The 16,841-nt window shown below is 74.2% G+C and carries 15 protein-coding genes; 5 read left to right on the forward strand and 10 right to left on the reverse strand.

Annotated elements, in window-relative coordinates:
- The coding region (locus EIO00_RS22910; protein ID WP_206664243.1) for a hypothetical protein at positions 1 to 1,003 on the forward strand (1,003 nt) is incomplete at its 5' end.
- A gap of 45 nt (positions 1,004 to 1,048) precedes the next feature.
- On the opposite strand, the gene EIO00_RS22915 is transcribed toward EIO00_RS22910, so the two are convergent.
- The 7 genes from EIO00_RS22915 to EIO00_RS22945 all read right to left on the reverse strand — a co-directional run bounded on the left by EIO00_RS22915 (position 1,049) and on the right by EIO00_RS22945 (position 6,597).
- Positions 1,049 to 1,273 (reverse strand): DUF3107 domain-containing protein, encoded by a 225-nt coding sequence (locus tag EIO00_RS22915; protein WP_140182326.1) that lies wholly within the window; start codon positions 1,271 to 1,273, stop codon positions 1,049 to 1,051.
- Positions 1,274 to 1,368: 95 nt separating this feature from the next.
- Positions 1,369 to 1,989: a TetR/AcrR family transcriptional regulator gene (locus EIO00_RS22920; RefSeq protein WP_140182328.1), complete on the reverse strand. Its 621-nt coding sequence runs from the start codon at positions 1,987 to 1,989 to the stop codon at positions 1,369 to 1,371.
- A 129-nt stretch (positions 1,990 to 2,118) separates the two neighbouring features.
- Positions 2,119 to 2,301: a hypothetical protein gene (locus tag EIO00_RS22925; protein ID WP_140182330.1), complete on the reverse strand. Its 183-nt coding sequence runs from the start codon at positions 2,299 to 2,301 to the stop codon at positions 2,119 to 2,121.
- Between the two features lie 31 nt (positions 2,302 to 2,332).
- Positions 2,333 to 3,691, reverse strand: a complete 1,359-nt coding sequence (locus EIO00_RS22930; protein ID WP_241661547.1) for a dihydrolipoyl dehydrogenase family protein — start codon at positions 3,689 to 3,691, stop codon at positions 2,333 to 2,335.
- Between the two features lie 264 nt (positions 3,692 to 3,955).
- The gene (ligD, locus tag EIO00_RS22935) at positions 3,956 to 4,858 is read right to left on the reverse strand and encodes a non-homologous end-joining DNA ligase (protein WP_140182334.1); all 903 of its coding nucleotides are present in this window, start codon (positions 4,856 to 4,858) and stop codon (positions 3,956 to 3,958) included.
- Entirely contained in the window at positions 4,836 to 5,822 is a 987-nt protein-coding gene (gene ligD, locus EIO00_RS22940; protein WP_175596315.1) for a non-homologous end-joining DNA ligase, read from the reverse strand. Before ligD (EIO00_RS22940) ends, ligD (EIO00_RS22935) begins: the two co-directional genes overlap by 23 nt.
- 241 nt (positions 5,823 to 6,063) lie before the next feature.
- On the reverse strand, positions 6,064 to 6,597 hold the full coding sequence (locus EIO00_RS22945) for a superoxide dismutase family protein (RefSeq protein ID WP_140182336.1): 534 nt from the start codon (positions 6,595 to 6,597) through the stop codon (positions 6,064 to 6,066).
- Between the two features lie 175 nt (positions 6,598 to 6,772).
- Between EIO00_RS22945 and EIO00_RS22950 the strand changes: the two genes are divergently transcribed.
- The 3 genes from EIO00_RS22950 (at position 6,773) to EIO00_RS22960 (ending at position 10,985) form a co-directional block, all read left to right on the forward strand.
- On the forward strand, positions 6,773 to 7,936 hold the full coding sequence (locus EIO00_RS22950) for a CaiB/BaiF CoA transferase family protein (protein ID WP_140182338.1): 1,164 nt from the start codon (positions 6,773 to 6,775) through the stop codon (positions 7,934 to 7,936).
- Positions 7,933 to 9,441: a carboxyl transferase domain-containing protein gene (locus EIO00_RS22955; RefSeq protein ID WP_140182340.1), complete on the forward strand. Its 1,509-nt coding sequence runs from the start codon at positions 7,933 to 7,935 to the stop codon at positions 9,439 to 9,441. The genes EIO00_RS22950 and EIO00_RS22955 overlap by 4 nt, the downstream gene beginning before the upstream one ends.
- Before the next feature lie 248 nt (positions 9,442 to 9,689).
- A complete protein-coding gene (locus EIO00_RS22960) occupies positions 9,690 to 10,985 on the forward strand; it encodes a DUF1266 domain-containing protein (RefSeq protein WP_140182342.1) in 1,296 nt (431 codons plus the stop codon).
- A gap of 125 nt (positions 10,986 to 11,110) precedes the next feature.
- Here EIO00_RS22960 and glpK read toward each other — a convergent pair whose 3' ends face one another.
- Both glpK and EIO00_RS22970 read right to left on the reverse strand, forming a co-directional pair.
- A complete protein-coding gene (glpK, locus tag EIO00_RS22965; RefSeq protein WP_140182344.1) occupies positions 11,111 to 12,628 on the reverse strand; it encodes a glycerol kinase GlpK in 1,518 nt (505 codons plus the stop codon).
- Positions 12,629 to 12,653: 25 nt separating this feature from the next.
- Complete coding sequence (locus tag EIO00_RS22970; RefSeq protein WP_140182345.1) at positions 12,654 to 13,481, reverse strand: MIP/aquaporin family protein; 828 nt, start codon at positions 13,479 to 13,481, stop codon at positions 12,654 to 12,656.
- Between the two features lie 831 nt (positions 13,482 to 14,312).
- Between EIO00_RS22970 and EIO00_RS22975 the strand changes: the two genes are divergently transcribed.
- Positions 14,313 to 16,016: a class I SAM-dependent methyltransferase gene (locus EIO00_RS22975; RefSeq protein WP_241661548.1), complete on the forward strand. Its 1,704-nt coding sequence runs from the start codon at positions 14,313 to 14,315 to the stop codon at positions 16,014 to 16,016.
- Positions 16,017 to 16,044: 28 nt separating this feature from the next.
- On the opposite strand, the gene EIO00_RS22980 is transcribed toward EIO00_RS22975, so the two are convergent.
- The coding region (locus EIO00_RS22980; RefSeq protein ID WP_140182347.1) for a peptidylprolyl isomerase at positions 16,045 to 16,841 on the reverse strand (797 nt) is incomplete at its 5' end.

A 16,841-nucleotide genomic window follows, 5' to 3' on the forward strand; every position in this document is an offset into this window, starting at 1 on the left:
CGGGGCCGCCGGGGCCGGGACGGGAGCGGGAGCCGCGGGCGCCGGAACGGGGGCCGGAGCCGCGGGGACGGTGAGCGCGACGGCCACCGGGGCGGGGGCCACCGGGGCCGGGGCGTCGGGGGTCGCGGCGACCGCCGCGAAGGCCACCGGCGTCGGGCTGCTGGCGACGACCGGGGCCAAGGTCACCATGGCGGTGGCGGGCACCGCGCTGGCGGTTGGCGCCGGCACCACCGTCGCCGTCGTCACCAACGGCGGGGACGGGCCCTCCGCCACCGCCGCCCCGACCGCGCAGAACGTCGCCTTCACCACCGCGGCCCTGGAGAACCGCACCGTCCAGGTCAGCGCCGCGCAGCGGCTGCGGGTCAACGGGATGCGGTACGTGCAGATCTCCGGACACACCGACCCGGCGGTCCAGGAGCGGGTCAACGCCGCGCTGCGCGCCCCAGTGGAGCGCGCCCTGGAGGCCGCGCGCAGCGTCATCCGGCAGAACCCGGAGATGGGACGGCCCGGCATCCAGTGCGACGGCGCGGAGATCTCGGCCGAGGCCGTCCCCGGGCTGCGCACCGGCAGGCTGGTCTCGGTCCGCTACGAGCTGAAGGCCGGGTGGGTCTGCAACACCGACTTCGTCTCCACCTGGGCGGTCACGGCGACCGTCGCGCTGGACAGCGGGAAGGCGCTGACCCTCGAGGACATCTTCACCCCGCAGGCCCTCACCCAGGCCGGGCTGGCCACGCTGTGGTCCCGGGTGCCCAAGCCCACCCCCGGGCCGGGCGAGGTCGAGGAATGCCCCCTGCCCGCCCGGATCGCCCCGAGCGACCTGCGCCCGGACTCCGAAGGGATCGGCGACGCGGCGGTCGACATCGGGTTCACCGCGCAGGGGATGACCGTCACCTCGCAGCCCGCCGAGCTCGACGACTTCTGCACGTTCACCACGATGACCGTGCCGTACGACCGGGTGCGGGACCTGTTGCAGCCGAAGTTCGCCGAGCTGCTGCCGCGATGAGGCCGTTCGTCGGGCCCGGCGCGCCGCGCGGGTCCGGCGAACGGATCAGACGCCGAAGCCCACGGTGCGGCGATCCTCCTCGCCGATCTCCAGGTAGCCGATCCGGGCCGCGGGCACCACCACCCGGCCGCCCTGTTCGTCCTTGAGCGCCAGCACCCCGTTCTCGGCGGCCAGCGCCTCGGTCAGCGCCTGCTGCACCTCGTCGGCGGAGAGCGTGGTCTCGACGACGAGCTCCTTGGGCACGTACTGCACCCCGATGCGCACCTGCACTCGATGCTCCCTTCGGCAGAGCGTCCGTCCCTCGATCGTCGCACGCCCCCGTCCCCGGGCAGGGGCGGTACGCGCCGAGCGAAGCGGAGCGGCCGTCAGCCCGCGACGGGGAAGCCGGAGATGCCGCGCCAGGCCAGGCGGGCGATGAGCTTCTCGGCGGTGTCCTTGGGGATGGAGCCGCGCTGCGACAGCCAGTAGCGGGCGCTGACCTCGGCCATCCCGACCAGGCCCATGCCGAGCAGGAACGCCTCCTCGGCGGGGGTCTGGGTGTCCTCGGCGATGACCCGGGCGATCATCTCGGCGCACTGGTGGTTGGCCCGGTCCACACGGGCGCGCACCGGGGCCACGTTGCGCAGGTCGGACTCGAACACCAGCCGGTAGGCCTCTCCCTCACCGGCCACGAAGTCGTAGAACGCCTGCATGCTGGCCTGCACCCGGCGCTTGTTGTCGGTGGTCGACTCCAGCGCCTCGCGGACGATCCGCACCAGCGCCTCGGCGTGCTCGTCCAGCAGCGCCAGGTACAGTTCGAGCTTGCCCGGGAAGTGCTGATACAACACCGGCTTGCTGACGCCGGCCCGCTCGGCGATCTCGTCCATCGCGGCGGCGTGATAGCCCTGCGCGACGAACACCTCCTGGGCCGCGCCGAGCAGTTGCCGCCGACGGGCCTGCCGGGGCAGCCGGGTGCCACGTGGACGGGCGTCCGGGGTCGCGGTCACCGCACTCTCCGATCGCTTCGCGGGCGGCGATCGCCGCCTGGTCTCTCGTTCGCCATATCCTACGTGCGGGTAACCTCGCTGGTCACCTTCAGCGCGCTGCGCGGGACCCTCCCGCGGGCGGCGCACAGGTTACCGATAGTCATCCTCATCCAGCTCGACGATCCGGTCCTGTTCGACGGCGTCGGCCTCGTCGGCGTCGAACGGGACCTCCTCGCGCCAGGTCGACCGCTCCTCGTCCTCGCCCAGCGGCAGCCGCTGTTCGAAGGCGTCCGCGTCGGGCGCCTCCACGTCCCGCTCGTCCATCTCGCTCATCACGCCCCCCTGATGGTCCTCCCACAGCCGTTCACAGCCGTGCGGCGAGCTCGCGCAGCGACGCCTCGACGGCCTCCCCGTAGGTCGGGAACGCGTGCACGACCTCGGTGAGGACGCTCAGCGGTATCCCCGCTCGGATCGCCATCGTGATCTCGCCCATCCACTCCTCAGCGTACGGCCCGACGGCGGCGGCGCCGACCAACAGGCCGGTGGAACGGTCGGCGTACACCTCGACCCGGCCGCCGCTCCCGCCGCCCGGCCGCCCGGTCAGACCGGCGTGCTCGATACGGCCCCGGGTGGTGGCGGCCAGATCGTACCCCGCGCTCAGCAAGTCCATCCCGGCCTCGGCGGCCTCCTGTGGGGAGACCCCGACCGCGTACACCGCCGGGCTGGTCGGCACCCATCGGGGGATGGCGCGGTAGTCGGCCTCCCGGCGCTTGCCGAGCACCCCCGCCACGGCCACCCGGGCCTGATGCGCGGCGGCGTGCACGGTGCGCTGCCCGGTCACGTCCCCGGCCGCCCACAGCCCCGGCACCGGGCCCTCGACGCCCAGCACCCGGCAGCTCTCGTCGATCGGGAGCGGCTCGCCGGGCCTCAGCTCCACGCCCGCCTCCGACAGCACCAGGTCCTCGGTGCGGGGACGGCGGCCGACGGCCACCAGGATCCGGTCGGCGTCCAGGGCGCCGCCGTCGGTCAGCCACAGCCGGACGCCGGGGAAGGTGCGCTCGACCTTGACCGGCTCGGTCCCCAGCCGCAGGTCCACCCCCGCCCGGCGGAGCGCGTCGCCGAGGATCTCCCCGGTGAACGCCGCCTCGGCCGGCAGCAGCCGGCCGGCCTGCTCCACCACCGTCACCTGGGAGCCGAACGCGGCGTACAGCTGCGCCAGCGCGCAGCCCACCCGGCCGCCGCCCAGCACCACCAGCCGGCGCGGCAGATCCGAGGTGGTCAGCGCCTCGTCGCTGGTCCAGATCGGAGCCTCGGCGAGCCCCTCCACGCCCGGCACCACCGGCTCGCTCCCGGTGCAGATCACTATGTCGTCGCAGGTCACCGTGGTCTCGCCGACGATGACCCGGCCCGGCTGGAGGACCCGGCCCCGGCCGCGCAGCACGGTGACCCCCGCCTGGATCAGCCGGGCCTGCGCCGCGGCGTCCTCCGGACCTCCGGTGAGCTCGGCCCGGCGGGCCACGGCGGTCTCCCAGGCCTCTCCGCACCGCGCCGAGTGCAGCAGCGAGGCGATCGGGACGGCGGAGAGATACGGCGCCTCGCCCCCGAGCAGCCGTCCCTCCACCAGCGCCACGTCCCGTCCGGCCTCGGCCAGCTCCCTGGCCGCCAGCTCGCCCGCGGTCCCGCCGCCCAGCACGACCACGTCGTGGTGCGGATTCCTGCTCACCGGCACGTCGTCCCTCCCCGCCGCCGTCGATCTCGGTGACCCCCGCAGGCAATGGTGGCGGAATCGCCGCGTCTCTGCGTGCCCATTCGGACACAAAGCGCGAGCAGATCGTCCGGCGCCCGGTCCGTTCAGGGGGCCGGAGGGGCGGGGGAGCCGAGGCGTCGCCGGACGCGGGGCCGTCCGCAGCGGGCCGAGGGCGGGCGCGACCGGACGGGCGGGCCGGTGCCGCGGGCGCCGGGAAGGGCGCCGGCCCCGCGGGGCGGGTCAGGGGAGCCGCGGGGCCTCCCGGAGCAGCGGGGCCAGCAGGTCCCCGTGCCGGTCGATCCGTTCCAGCACCGTCTCGGCGTCGAACACCAGGTCCTGCGGGCTCGTGCAGGACTCCACCTCGTCCCAGGTCACCGGGGTGGACACGGTGGGCCGGGGGGCGACGCGCAGCGAGTAGGGCGCGACGGTGGTCTTGGCGGGGTTGTTCTGGCTCCAGTCCACGAAGACCTTCTCCCGGCGCAGCCGGCGCTCCATCCGGCTGATCACCAGGTCGGGCTCGGCGTCCTCCAGCCGCAGCGCCGCCCGCCGGGCGTAGGCGTGGGTCCGTTTCGTCTCGCGCACCGGCACGTACACGTGCAGGCCCTTCTTGCCGCTGGTCTTGGGGTGGGCGGTCAGCCCGTCCTCGGCCAGCAGGTCGCGCAGCGCGCAGGCCACCCGGCAGGCCTCCACGATCGTCGCGGGCTCGCCGGGATCCAGGTCGAACACCATCAGGTCCGGATGGTGCACCTTGCCGCGCGGGCCGACCCGCCACTGCGGGACGTGCAGCTCCAGCGCCGCCAGATTGGCCAGCCACACCAGCGTCGCCGGGCCGTCGACCAGTACGAAGTCGGCCGAGGCGCGCCCCTTGGCGCTGCCCGGGGTGGGCAGGTTCACCGTGCGCACCCAGCCGGGGGTGTGCGCGGGCGCGTTCTTCTCGAAGAACGCCCGGCCCTCCACGCCGTCGGGACAGCGTTTGCGGGTCACGGGCCGGTCCCGCACGTGCGGCAGCAGCACCGGCGCCACCCGCCTGTAGTAGTCGACGACCGCGCCCTTGGTGAACCCGTCCCGGGGATAGAGCACCTTCTCCAGGTTGGACAGCGTCAGCTCCCGCCCGCCCACCTCAGTCGGGACCTTGCGGGTCATGGACGACCTCCGAGGGGTCCTTGTCGTCGCGCAGGCCGCGCCAGGAGGGGATGCGCGGCCGGCGGTCCTGGCTCCATAGGTCGTAGGCGACCTCCCCGACCAGGAGCGGCTCAACCCACTGGGCGTCGTGGGCGTGTTCGGGCGGGACCTCCTCGTGGTAGGGGCTGGTGGGGCGGCGCAGCGGCCACAGCAGCTCGTACAGCTCTTCCAGCGCCTCGTCGGTGAAGCCGTCCTCGACGCTCCCGGCGAAGCGCAGCCGCCCCGCGCGGTCGTGGGCGCCCAGCAGCAGCGCGCCGATGCCGCCCTCGCGGCGGCCCCACCCCGGTTGCCAGCCGCAGACGATGACCTCCTGGGTGGGGAAGTTGTCGATCGTGCGCCAGTAGTCCGTCCGACGGCCGGGGCGGTAGGGGGAGTCCAGCCGTTTGGCGACCACCCCTTCCAGCCGCTGCTCCCAGGTGTACTCCATCAGCTCCTTGACCTGGCCGCTGTCGGCGGCGTGCAGGTGCGGCGGGGCCTCGACCGCGCCCATCGCGGCCAGCTCCAGCTCCTCCAGCAGGGCCCGCCGTTCGGCGTACGGCGCGTCGAACAGCGGGCGGCCGTCCAGGTACAGCAGGTCGAACACCACGTACCGGACGGGCACCCGGCGGATCAGGCGGGCGTCGGGGCGGGCGTGGCGCATGCGGCGCTGCAGCCGGTCGAAGCTGGGGCGGCCGTCGTGGAAGGCCACCACCTCGCCGTCCAGCACCACCTCGTGGTCGTGCACCACGTCGGCGAGCCCGGACAGCTCGGGGTAGCGGGCGATGACCTCCGTGCCGCGGCGGTTCACGGCGCGCACGCCGCTTGAGGTGACGCAGGAGACGACGCGGACGCCGTCCCACTTGAGCTCCAGCGCCCAGCGGTCGGCGTCGTCGGGCAGGTCACCGGTGACCGCCATCATCGGTGCCACTGGCCACGGCATGGTCATAGCCGAGTTGTACCCGGCGGGTACGGCGATGGAAAAGGATCTAGCGGGATGTATGCCCCAAGTGAGAAATGTTGCACCGGTGGCGGTCGGCGCCGGACCGGGACGCGGGCCCGCGGATCCGCCGGCCTCGCCGGGCCCGGTCGAGCCCGGCCGGGCGGGGTGCTCGCGAACCGTGGCCTGCGGACGCGGCGGTCCGGCCCGCCCTCGCGGGCGGACCGGCGAGCGGACCGGACCGCGGCGTTCAGCGTCCGGAGGCGGCGAACGGGACGGTGGTGCAGTTCAGCCGGCCGCCGGCGTCCCCGGTGCGGGGGTCGGTGCGGCGCTCGTGGATGACCACCGAACGCGAGCTCTCCCGACCGACCCGCCAGGGCCGGGCGGCGACGGCGTGCCCGGTGCGGTCCGGGCGGACGGTGAAGTCCAGCCAGATCTCGCGGTCCACCAGCGGCGTCCCCGCGGGCGCGGCGGGATTCTGGTAGTGTCCGCCGGCGTCCTCGGGCCGGGGGCCGCAGGGGTTGACGTGGACGTGGGCGCCGAACCGCTTGCCCACGGCGTGCGCGGGGAAACCGGTCGCCTTCAGGGACACCCACGTCCCGCCGGGCGCGTCGGCGAAGCGGACGCGCGTCCTGACCGACCGGTACGCGTCGTCATAGGTGTAGGTCGGACCGTGGGCGTCGACGATCGATAACGCGGGCGTCGCGGTGGCGGGCGCGGCGGCGACGACCGCGGCGGCCCCGGCCAGCGCGGCGGTGAGCGCGGTGCGCGTCAGACGCGGCATGGCGACTTCCTCCTCACCGGATCTCACTGTCAGTGGTTACGAAACTACACCATGTGATTCATTTGTTTCGGTTCGGGCCGCCGCCGGGCCGTCCGTTATCGGCAGAACGGGCCTCCTTAACTCAACCGGGTATTCCGGGAGATAATCGACGTTCGCCGCCGGAGGAGGAAACGCGTTGTCCGGACCGCTGGAGGGCATCGTCGTCGTCGACCTGAGCCGGGTCCTGGCCGGCCCGCACGCGACGATGATGCTGGCCGATCTCGGCGCCCGAGTGATCAAAGTGGAGGCCGAAACCGGCGACGAGACCCGGCACTGGGGCCCGCCGTTCGTCGGCGAGGACCGGGTGAGCACCTACTTCCTGTCCTGCAACCGCAACAAGGAGTCCATCGTCGTGGACCTGAAGTCCGACGAGGGCCGGGACGTGCTCACCCGCCTGGTGCGGCGCGCCGACGTGCTGGTGGAGAACTTCCGCACCGGGGTGCTGGACCGCCTCGGCTTCCCGATCCGGCGGCTGCACGAGCTCAACCCCGGCCTGATCGTGCTGTCCATCACCGGGTTCGGACACGACGGCCCCGAGGGCGGCCGGCCCGGCTACGACGCCATCATGCAGGGCGAGGCCGGGATCATGAGCGTCACCGGGCCGCCCGGACGCCCCTCCAAGGTGGGGTTGTCGATCTGCGACGTGCTGGCCGGGTTGAACGGCGCCTTCGGCATCGTCGCCGCCCTGTACGAGCGCGCCCGCACCGGCAAGGGCAAGGTGGTGCGCACCTCGCTGCTGGCCTCGGTCGTCGCGGCGCACGCCTACCAGGGCACCCGCTGGACGGTGGGCCGCGAGGCGCCGGTGTCCATCGGCAACGATCACCCCTCCATCGCCCCGTACGGGACGTTCCGCTGCGCCGACGGGGAGATCCAGATCGGCGTCGCCAACCAGGGCCTGTGGCGCAGGTTCGCGCCGATCGTGGGCATCGACCCCGACGATGAGCGCTACGCCACCATTCCCGACCGCGCCGCCCGCCGCGCCGAGCTGACGGCCGAGATCGAACGGGTGCTGACGACCGAGCCCCGGCGGGTCTGGCTGGACCGGCTGGCCGAGGCCGGCGTCCCCGCCGGGTCGATCCGCACCATCGACGAGGTCTACCAGTGGGAGCAGACCCGCTCCCAGGGCCTGGTGATCGAGGTGGACCACCCCCGGCTCGGCCGGATCGAGCTGCCCGGCCCGCCGCTGCGGTTCGACGGGGAGCCGCCCCGCGAGCACACCGCGCCGCCGCTGCTCGGCCAGCACACCGAGTCGGTGCTGGCCTGGCTGGAGGAGACCGAGCGGGCGGGTGAGGGACGATGATCCGGCTGGGAGCGCGGGAACTGGTCGAGGCCATCGCCGACCCCGGCAGCCACCGGTCCTGGGACGAGCCGCCGCCCCCGGTGGCCGAGCCCGGCTCGGAGTACGCCGCCGAACTGGCCGCGGCGCGGGAGCGGTCGGGCTGCGACGAGGCCGTGATCACCGGTGAGGCGCGGCTGCGCGGCCGGCGGGTGGCGTTCGTGGTGTCGGAGTTCCGCTTCCTGGCCGGCTCCATCGGCATCGCCACCGCCGACCGGATCGTGGCGGCCGTCGAACGCGCCACCGCCGAGCGGATCCCGCTGCTGGCCGCCCCCTCCTCCGGCGGCACCCGCATGCAGGAGGGCACGCCGGCGTTCGTGCAGATGGCCCGGATCACCGCCGCCGTGATGCGGCACCGCGCCGCCGGTCTGCCCTATCTGGTCTACCTGCGCCACCCCACCACCGGCGGAGTGCTGGCCTCGTGGGGCTCGCTGGGGCACGTCACCGTGGCCGAGTCCGGGGCGCTGATCGGCTTCCTGGGGCCGCGGGTGTACCGGGCGCTGCACGGCGAGCCGTTCCCCGAAGGCGTCCAGGTCGCCGAGAACCTCGCCGCCAAGGGCGTGGTGGACGCGGTGGTGGACGTCGCCGACCTGCCGGAGCTGGCCTCCCGCGCCCTGTCGGTGCTGTGCGGCGAGACGACCGACGAGCCGTCGGGGCTCGCGGCGGATGTCGGGGCGCGCGAGGAGGAGCCCGCGCCGGACCTGCCGGCCTGGGAGTCCATCCGGCGTTCCCGCGACCCCGACCGGCCGGGGGTCCGCGAGCTGCTCAAGTACGGGGCGACCGAGGTGAGCGCGCTGTCGGGGACCGGCGAGGGCGAGGCCGACCCGGGGCTGCTGCTCGCGCTGGCCCGGTTCGGCGGCGTGCCGTGCGTGGTGATCGGCCAGGACCGGCGCAGCCAGCGCACCGGCCGTCCGCTCGGCCCGGCCGGGCTGCGGGTCGCCCGGCGCGGCATGCGGCTGGCCCGCGAGCTGTCCCTGCCGCTGGTCACCGTGGTGGACACCCCCGGCGCGGTGCTGAGCGCCGAGGCCGAGGAACGCGGCCTGGCCGGGGAGATCGCCCGCTGCCTGGCCGAGCTGACCGCCCTGCCGGTCCCCACGCTGGGGGTGCTGCTGGGGGAGGGGACCGGCGGCGCCGCGCTGGCCCTGCTGCCCGCCGACCGGGTGCTGTGCGCCCGGCACGGCTGGCTGTCCCCCCTCCCGCCGGAGGGCGCGTCCGCGATCGTGCACCGCACCGTCGACCGCGCCGCCGAGATGGCGCAGGCCCAGGGCGTCCGCTCGGCCGACCTGCACGCCGCCGGGATCGTCGACCGGATCATCCCCGAACGCCCGGACGCCGCCGCCGAGCCGAAGGAGTTCTGCGCCCGCACCGCCGCCCTGGTGTCCGCAGAGCTGCGCGCACTGGCCGGGACCGAGCCGGACGCCCGTCTGGCCGCCCGGCACGCCCGGTTCGCCGGCCTGCCGCGGCGCTAGGCCCGCCGCACCGTCACAGGCGCCCCCGGCCGCATCCGGCCGCGGACCCGACCGACTCGATCGGATGCGATCGGATGCGATCCGATGTGACCGGACTCGACCGGGCTCGATCGGACGCGGCCGGGCTCGGTCGGATGCGATCCGATTAGACCGGATGCGGCCTGGATTCGAGTGGATTCCGGCGGATGCGGCCGGGGCGGATCGGTAGGTTGTCGATCGGCTCGCGACGAGGAGGGAAAAGGACCTCCATGGACGATCCCCAGGATCTGCTCGCATCGGCACGACGGCTGGAGCAGGCCGGCCGGCCGCTGGAGGCGGCGGCCGCCTATCGGCGCGCCTCCGGTGCGCTGGCGGTCCACGGGGATCCCTACGGGGCGCTGGGGGCGCGGGGCCGCTACGCCCGCGCCCTGTACGAGGGCGGACGGCGCGCGGAGGCGCTGAAGGTCCTGGCGGAGGCCGACCGCGTCGCCCCGACCCTGCCGGCGACGCCGCACTCCTCCGCCCGGGCACGGCAGGCGCGGGCGGTGCTCGACGGGCAGGCCGCGCGCATCCTGCTGGCGGAACGACGCTCCAAGGAGGCCCTCGAGAGGGCGTACGCGGCGCTGGCCGCCTGGCGGGAGCTGAACCGGCACGACCGGGCCGAACGGACGGCGGTGCTGGTGGGACGCGCCGCGCTGGCGGCCAAGGGGGCGCGGGCGGCCGAGCCGGCGCTGCGGCGGCTGGCGGCCGAGCTGCCGCCGGGCTCGCCGGCCCGCCGGGAGCTCGAGGACATGCTCGCCGAGGCGCTCGCCCCCGCCTCCTGCGGCCACGTCCACGACACCGACCGGCTGGTCGCCGAACGGGGCGGCCCCGCCTGGGGGCCGCTGGCGTTCGGGCTGGCCTGCGGCGCCCACCTGGCGGTGGGCAACGGCACCCCCTGGAACGGGCTCGAGGACCGCGACCACGACCGCGTCCACGCGCTGGAGCTGCTGCGCGAGAGCTGGGGCGTCACCGACGCCGAGGACTGGCGGGAGCAGACCCTGCTGCTGCTCAAGGCCGAGAACTCCGACGCGGGCGTGGAGCTGGCGCTGTCCCTGCGCGCCCGGGAGGGCGGGCGCATCGACGACGCCGCATGGCGGGACGCCGTCGTCGCCTGGTGCGCCGAGCGTCGGATCGAGCCGGACGCCGTGCGGGCCGTCGTGGAGTCGACGCGGATGATCCGCCGCTACGAGGAGCGGTTCCGCGCCGACGGCCTGCTCCCCGAGGACGGGTATGTGCGCAGCGTGGCCGCCTACGACTACGGGCGCGCGGTCGCCATGGCCCGCTGGGGGCTGCTGGCCGGCTACTGCGACCGGGAGACCGCCGAGGAGGTGGTGGTGCGCGCCGGGAGGCTGAGCGCCGACGCCTACTCCTCCTGGGAGGACTTCTCGGCGGGCTATGTGCTCGGCCGGGTGCTGCGCTTCGACGACGGCGAGTTCGGCGACTGCTACACCGGCTCGCTGACCGCCCACCGGATCCTCGCCCACGACCCGGCCAGCCCCTGGCGGACGCTCGCCTGGGGCTGACCGGGGATCGACCGGACCGACCGGAGGGCTGAACGAGCCGGGACGGGCGATCAGACCGGCCCGCCGGACCGGCGGGGCCCGGTCGGCCGGCCGCCGGCCGCCGATCGGCCGGCCCTGATCGGGCGTCAGTCGACGTCGACCCAGCCGAAGGTGCGCTCCACGGCCTTCTTCCAGCCCGCATAGCCCTCGGCGCGCTGCTCCTCGGTCCACTGGGGCAGCCAGCGGCGGTCCTCGTTCCAGTTGGCGATGAGCTCGTCGGTGGACTTCCAAAAGCCCACCGCCAGGCCCGCGGCGTAGGCGGCGCCCAGCGCGGTGGTCTCGGCCACCACCGGGCGGGACACCGGGACCCCGAGCACGTCGGCCTGGATCTGCATGCACAGCTCGTTGGCGGTGACGCCCCCGTCGACCTTCAGCACGTCGAGGGAGACGCCGGAGTCCTCCCGCATGGCCTCCACCACGTCGCGGGTCTGGTAGCAGATCGACTCCAGCGTGGCCCGGGCGAGGTGGGCGTTGTTGTTGAAGCGGGACAGCCCGACGATGACCCCGCGCGCGTCCGACCGCCAGTAGGGGGCGAACAGCCCGGAGAACGCCGGGACGAAGTACACGCCGCCGTTGTCCTCGACCTGCCGGGCCAGGTATTCGCTCTGCGCGGCGCCGGAGATGATGCCGAGCTGGTCGCGCAGCCACTGCACCGCCGACCCGGTGACCGCGATGGAGCCCTCCAGCGCGTACACGGCGGGCTCGTCGCCGAACTTGTAGCACACGGTGGTGAGCAGCCCGTTGGAGGAGCGGACCGGCTCGGTGCCGGTGTTGAGCAGCAGGAAGTTGCCGGTGCCGTAGGTGTTCTTGGCCTGGCCGGGGGCGAAGCACACCTGCCCGACGGTGGCGGCCTGCTGGTCGCCGAGCGCGGCCGTCAGCGGCACCTCCCCGCCCAGCGGCCCGTCGGAGCGGGTCACCCCGTAGCCGCGGGGTTCGGAGGACGGCCGGATCGCCGGGAGCATGGCGCGGGGGATGCCGAACAGCGACAGCAGTTCCTCGTCCCAGTCCAGGGTCTCCAGGTCCATCAGCATGGTGCGGCTGGCGTTGGTGACGTCGGTGACGTGCACCCCGCCGTCGGGACCGCCGGTGAGGTTCCACAGCAGCCAGGTGTCGGTCGTCCCGAAGATCGCCTCGCCCGCCTCGGCGGCCTCCCGGACCCCCTCGACGTTCTCCAGGATCCACTGGATCTTGCCGCCGGCGAAATAGGTGGCGGGCGGCAGGCCCGCCTTGCGGCGGATCACCTCGCCGTGCCCTTCGCGCTCCAGGGCGGAGGCGATCTTGTCGGTGCGGGTGTCCTGCCAGACGATCGCGTTGTAGTACGGCCGCCCGGTCCTGCGGTTCCAGACCACGGTGGTCTCGCGCTGGTTGGTGATGCCCAGCGCGGCCAGGTCCGCGTGCGTCAGGTTCGCCTTGTTCAACGCGGTCTGGATGACCGCGCGGGTGCGCTCCCAGATCTCGGTGGGGTTGTGCTCGACCCAGCCGGCGCGCGGCAGGATCTGCTCGTGTTCCAGCTGATGGCGGGCGATCTCGTTGCCGCCGTGGTCGAAGATCATGAAGCGGGTGCTGGTCGTGCCCTGGTCGACGGCGCCCACGAAGTCGGCCATCGCTCCTCCTCGTTGCCCGTGCGGCTCAGGCCGCCTCGTACTTGGACCGGCTGGGCAGGTCCGTCGGCTGCTGCCCGCCGCCGGTCGGCAGGAACCGACCGATCAACGCCTTGTAGAGGCCGGCGCCGAGCACGCCACCGATCAGCGGCCCCACGATGGGTACCCAGAAGTACAGATCACCGTACTGATCACGCCATGCCCCGCCATAGCCCGTGAGGAACGAGGCCAGGCGCGGCCCGAAGTCGCGGGCGGGGTTGATGGCGTACCCCGCGTTGGTGCCCCAGGCCATCCCGATGGCCACCACGATCAGCCCGATCACCACCGGGGCCAGATTGGCGGCCGGCGCGTCGTTGCGGAGGTCGGTGATCGCCAGCACCAGGAACAGCAGGATCGCGGTCCCGATGATCTGGTCGCGGAAGGCCCCCCAGGTGCCCACCGGGAGGGTGCCGTTGCCGGGCAGGGTGGAGAACACCCCCTGCGTCTTGATGGTGTGGCCGGGATCGACCTCGGCCAGCACTTCGCTGTAGTTCCACCGGACGATCAGCGCGGCGACGAACGCGCCGGCGGTCTGCGCCAGCACGTACGGGGCGACCTTGCGCCAGGGGAAGTCCTTGAACACCGCGAGCGCCACGGTGACCGCCGGGTTGATGTGGGCGCCGCTGATGCGGGCCGAGACGTACACCCCCAGCGTGACGCCCAGGCCCCACGCCCAGGCGATGCTGTCGTGGTCACCGAGCCCGCCCGCCACCACCTGGGCGACGACGCCGCAGCCGAACAGAATCAAAATCGCTGTTCCGGCGAATTCGGCGGCCACTTCGCCGAGCCGCCGCCAGAGCTCATCGCGTTCGGCCATGTGTTCTCCTCGATCGGCGGAGCGCCGTGGGCGATGGGTGGGTGAACGCGCCCCCTGTTGGGGACGCTAGGTCGGATTCATGGGTCAGGCAATGGCCGTTTGCGGTCAATGCCGAAAAATTGCCAATCGGGACGATCCATCGCCAAAGCCTTCATGATCAGCGGACATGCCGACGTCCGCATGGCGATGAGCGCTCGGCGGCCGGCGTCGAGCCGTTCCACATCGGTTTCTCGAATCCGGGACCGATGGCCGTCCGCCCCGCCATGGAACGGGTAAAGCGACGGCCAGGTTCGATCGTCCCGCCGAGGCCGTCTCTCTGGAACGGGCAAATGGACCTTCACGGTCCGGTTCACCGCGTCCGAGGCCGCCTCCGGCTCGGACAGTCTGGAGCCCGCCGACGTTCGCCGGGCGGCGGTCCGGGCGGTCTTCGCGTGATCGCCGTGCCGGGCGGCCTGCCGCACCGGACGCCGTGTCACTCGTCGGTGAACGCGTCGGTGCGGGCGGCGTCTTGTCAGTCGCGTGACAACGGCGGGTGGTCTTGTCGGTCGAATGACACGGGCCGCCCGCTGTTGTCGACCCGAGTTACTTGTTCCGTTTTGTGGCGGTACGTCAGTCTGCCGAGCCGCGGCGATCGATCACGACCCGTCCGCACGCCGGGCCGAGTCTGGGGAGACGCACCCGTGAATTGGATGATCTGGCTGATGGCCGCCGCCCTGCTGATCAACGGCCTGCGGCTGCGACACCGGGTCACCGGGCTGCACAGGCTCCAGATCCCCCGGGCGGCCCCCCGCCCCGACCGGATACCTCGCGCTCACCGCCGAGGACGCCGCGGTGCCCGACCGGGTGCTGCGGGCCGCCGCCGACCACGCCCGCCGCCACGGGATCGGCATGCTCGACCTGGTGCCGCGCGACCTGCCCGCCGAGCAGGCGCTCGACCTGATCCGCAACGTCGACCCCCGCGCCTACCGCGAGGACCGCTTCGGAATGGGACGGGGCGCCGGATACGCCGTGCTGGTCGACGAGGAGGGCATGGCGCGCTCGGGCATCGATCCGCGCGGCGGGCTGGACGCGGGCGAGATGGGCGAGGCGACGGCACGGGTCCGGCTCCACGTCGACACCGCGGACATGGCGGTCGCCCCGTTCCCGGGAACCGACCGCACCGCCCAGCGGCGCGCCTGGCTGCGCTCCCAGGCGCTGGACCCGCCGCCCGCCCTGACCCTCCCGCGCACCCTCTACGGCACCGGCGGCGCCTGGCTGCTGGTGCTCACCGGACCGCTGATCGAGTTGTGGACGGGGCTCGGGCTGGTGCTGCTGTACTGCCTGATCCCCTACCTGATCTTCGTCGGGACGCCGCTGCGGCCCGCCGACCTGCACCGGGCGGCCTGGCTGCGGCCGGTGCGCACCCCGCTGACGATCTGGCGCACCCTGCGCGCCCCCCGCAGCCGCTGGGAACGCCGGCAGATCGAGCGGCGCGAGGAGGCCCGCGCCCGCTACGCCGCCGAGATCGCCGCTGGCGTGGAGCGCCGCCTGGGCGAGCGCCGCCCCGACTGCCCCTGGTGCGGCTCCCTCGACCTGGTGCGTCACCTGGTCGCCCGGGACACCGTGCAGGCCAAGCCCGGCCGCTTCCGGCTGGACCGCTGCCGCGGTTGCGGGCACGTCTTCCAGAACCCCCGGCTCACCCCCGAAGGGCTGGACTTCTACGACCGGGACGTCTGCGACGGGCTCGGCGACCTGTCGGCCGAGCTGATCTTCAGCTCCGCCGCCGAGGACTGCCTCCGCCGCGCCCGGCTCGCCGAACGGTTCACCGCCCCCCGCCGCTGGCTGGACGTCGGCACCGGCAAGGGGCACTTCTGCCGGGTGGCCCGCACGGTCTTCCCCGACACCGAGTTCGACGGACTCGACGTGGGCGACGGGGTGGAGGACGCGGCCCGGCGCGGCTGGATCGACCACGCCTACCGGTCCTCGTTCCTGGACGTGGGCCCGGACCTGATCGGCCGCTACGACATGATCAGCATGCACCGCTATCTGGAGCGCACCCCCGACCCGCTGGCCGAGCTGGACCTGGCCGCCAAGATCTTAGAGCCCGGGGGGCACCTGCTGATCGAGACGCCCGACCCCCAGTGCCCGATGGCCCGGCTGCTGCGCGGCCTGTGGCCGCCCTACCGACCGCCCCGGAGCCTGCACATGATCCCGCCGGGCAACCTCAAACGGGCCCTGGAGATCCGCGGCTTCCAGATCCTCGCCGAGCAGCGTCGCGGCCCCCGCCGCGGCACCGACGTCGCCTCCGCCGCCGCGGCCCTGGTCGACCTCATCGGCCCGGACGCCGAACGCCCCTGGCAGGGCGCCGCGCCGCCCGGCCCCGCCCGCCACGTCCGCGCGCTCACCGCCCAGCTCCTGGCCGTCCCGCTGGTGGGGCTGGGCATGGTCGCCGACCTGCTGACCCTGCCGCTCCAGCGCGGCTCCGGCGACGCCTACCTCCTCATCGCCCGCAAGATCGACGACTCCCGCCCCGTGCCGGCCGTCGCAGAGCCGTGACCGCCCCCGGCCGGAGGAGCGGAGAGACCTAGAGGGGCTCGGTGCGGAGGCTCTGGATGGTGATGGGGATGCGGGGGGAGCCGTCCTCGGGGGACAGCACGGGGTCGACGCCGCCCCGGGCGACCTGGTCGATCACCTCCATGCCGGTCGCCACCCGGCCGACGACGGTGTAGTCGGGGGGGATCTGAGAGTCGCCGTAGACGATGAAGAACTGGCTCCCGGTGGAGTCGGGCTCGGCGGAGCGGGCCATCGCCACCACCCCGCGGGTGTAGCGGGCGTCGCGGGTGTTCTCGGCGGCGAAGCGGTAGTCGGGGCCGCCGGTGCCGTCGCCGGAGGGGTCGCCGCACTGCAGGATGCGCAGGTCCGGGGCGGTCGTCAGCCGATGACAACGGGTGCCGTCGTAGAAGCCCTTCGCGGCCAGATGGACGATCGAGTTGACCGCGCAGGGGGCGTTGGCGCCGTCGAGATCCAGCACCAGGGCGCCCCGGTCGGTGGTCAGGAGCGCCCGGACGGGACCGTCGGCCACCGGACGCGCCGGAGGGGCGCCGACCCGTGTGACGGATCCGCCGTCGGCCGCCAGATAACGACAGGGGCCGCCGGCGGAGGGCGTCCTGTCGCCGGGCGTCGCGGCGGGGCTGGAGGCGGCCGTTCCGGACGGGGAGGGGCTCTGTGCGGCCGCGGTGCCGGCGCCGCCCGAGCCGGCGGGGCCGCCGCGGAGGAGCGCCACGGTGACGGCCGTCCCCCCGAGCACCGTGATCGCGCCGGCCGCGGCCAGCGCGATCAGCCTCGCCCGGGGCCGGGGCGCCGGCGACCCCGTCGGGCGCC

The organism is Thermomonospora catenispora, from assembly GCF_006363815.1.
GTDB classification, from domain to species: Bacteria; Actinomycetota; Actinomycetes; order Streptosporangiales; family Streptosporangiaceae; genus Thermomonospora; species Thermomonospora catenispora.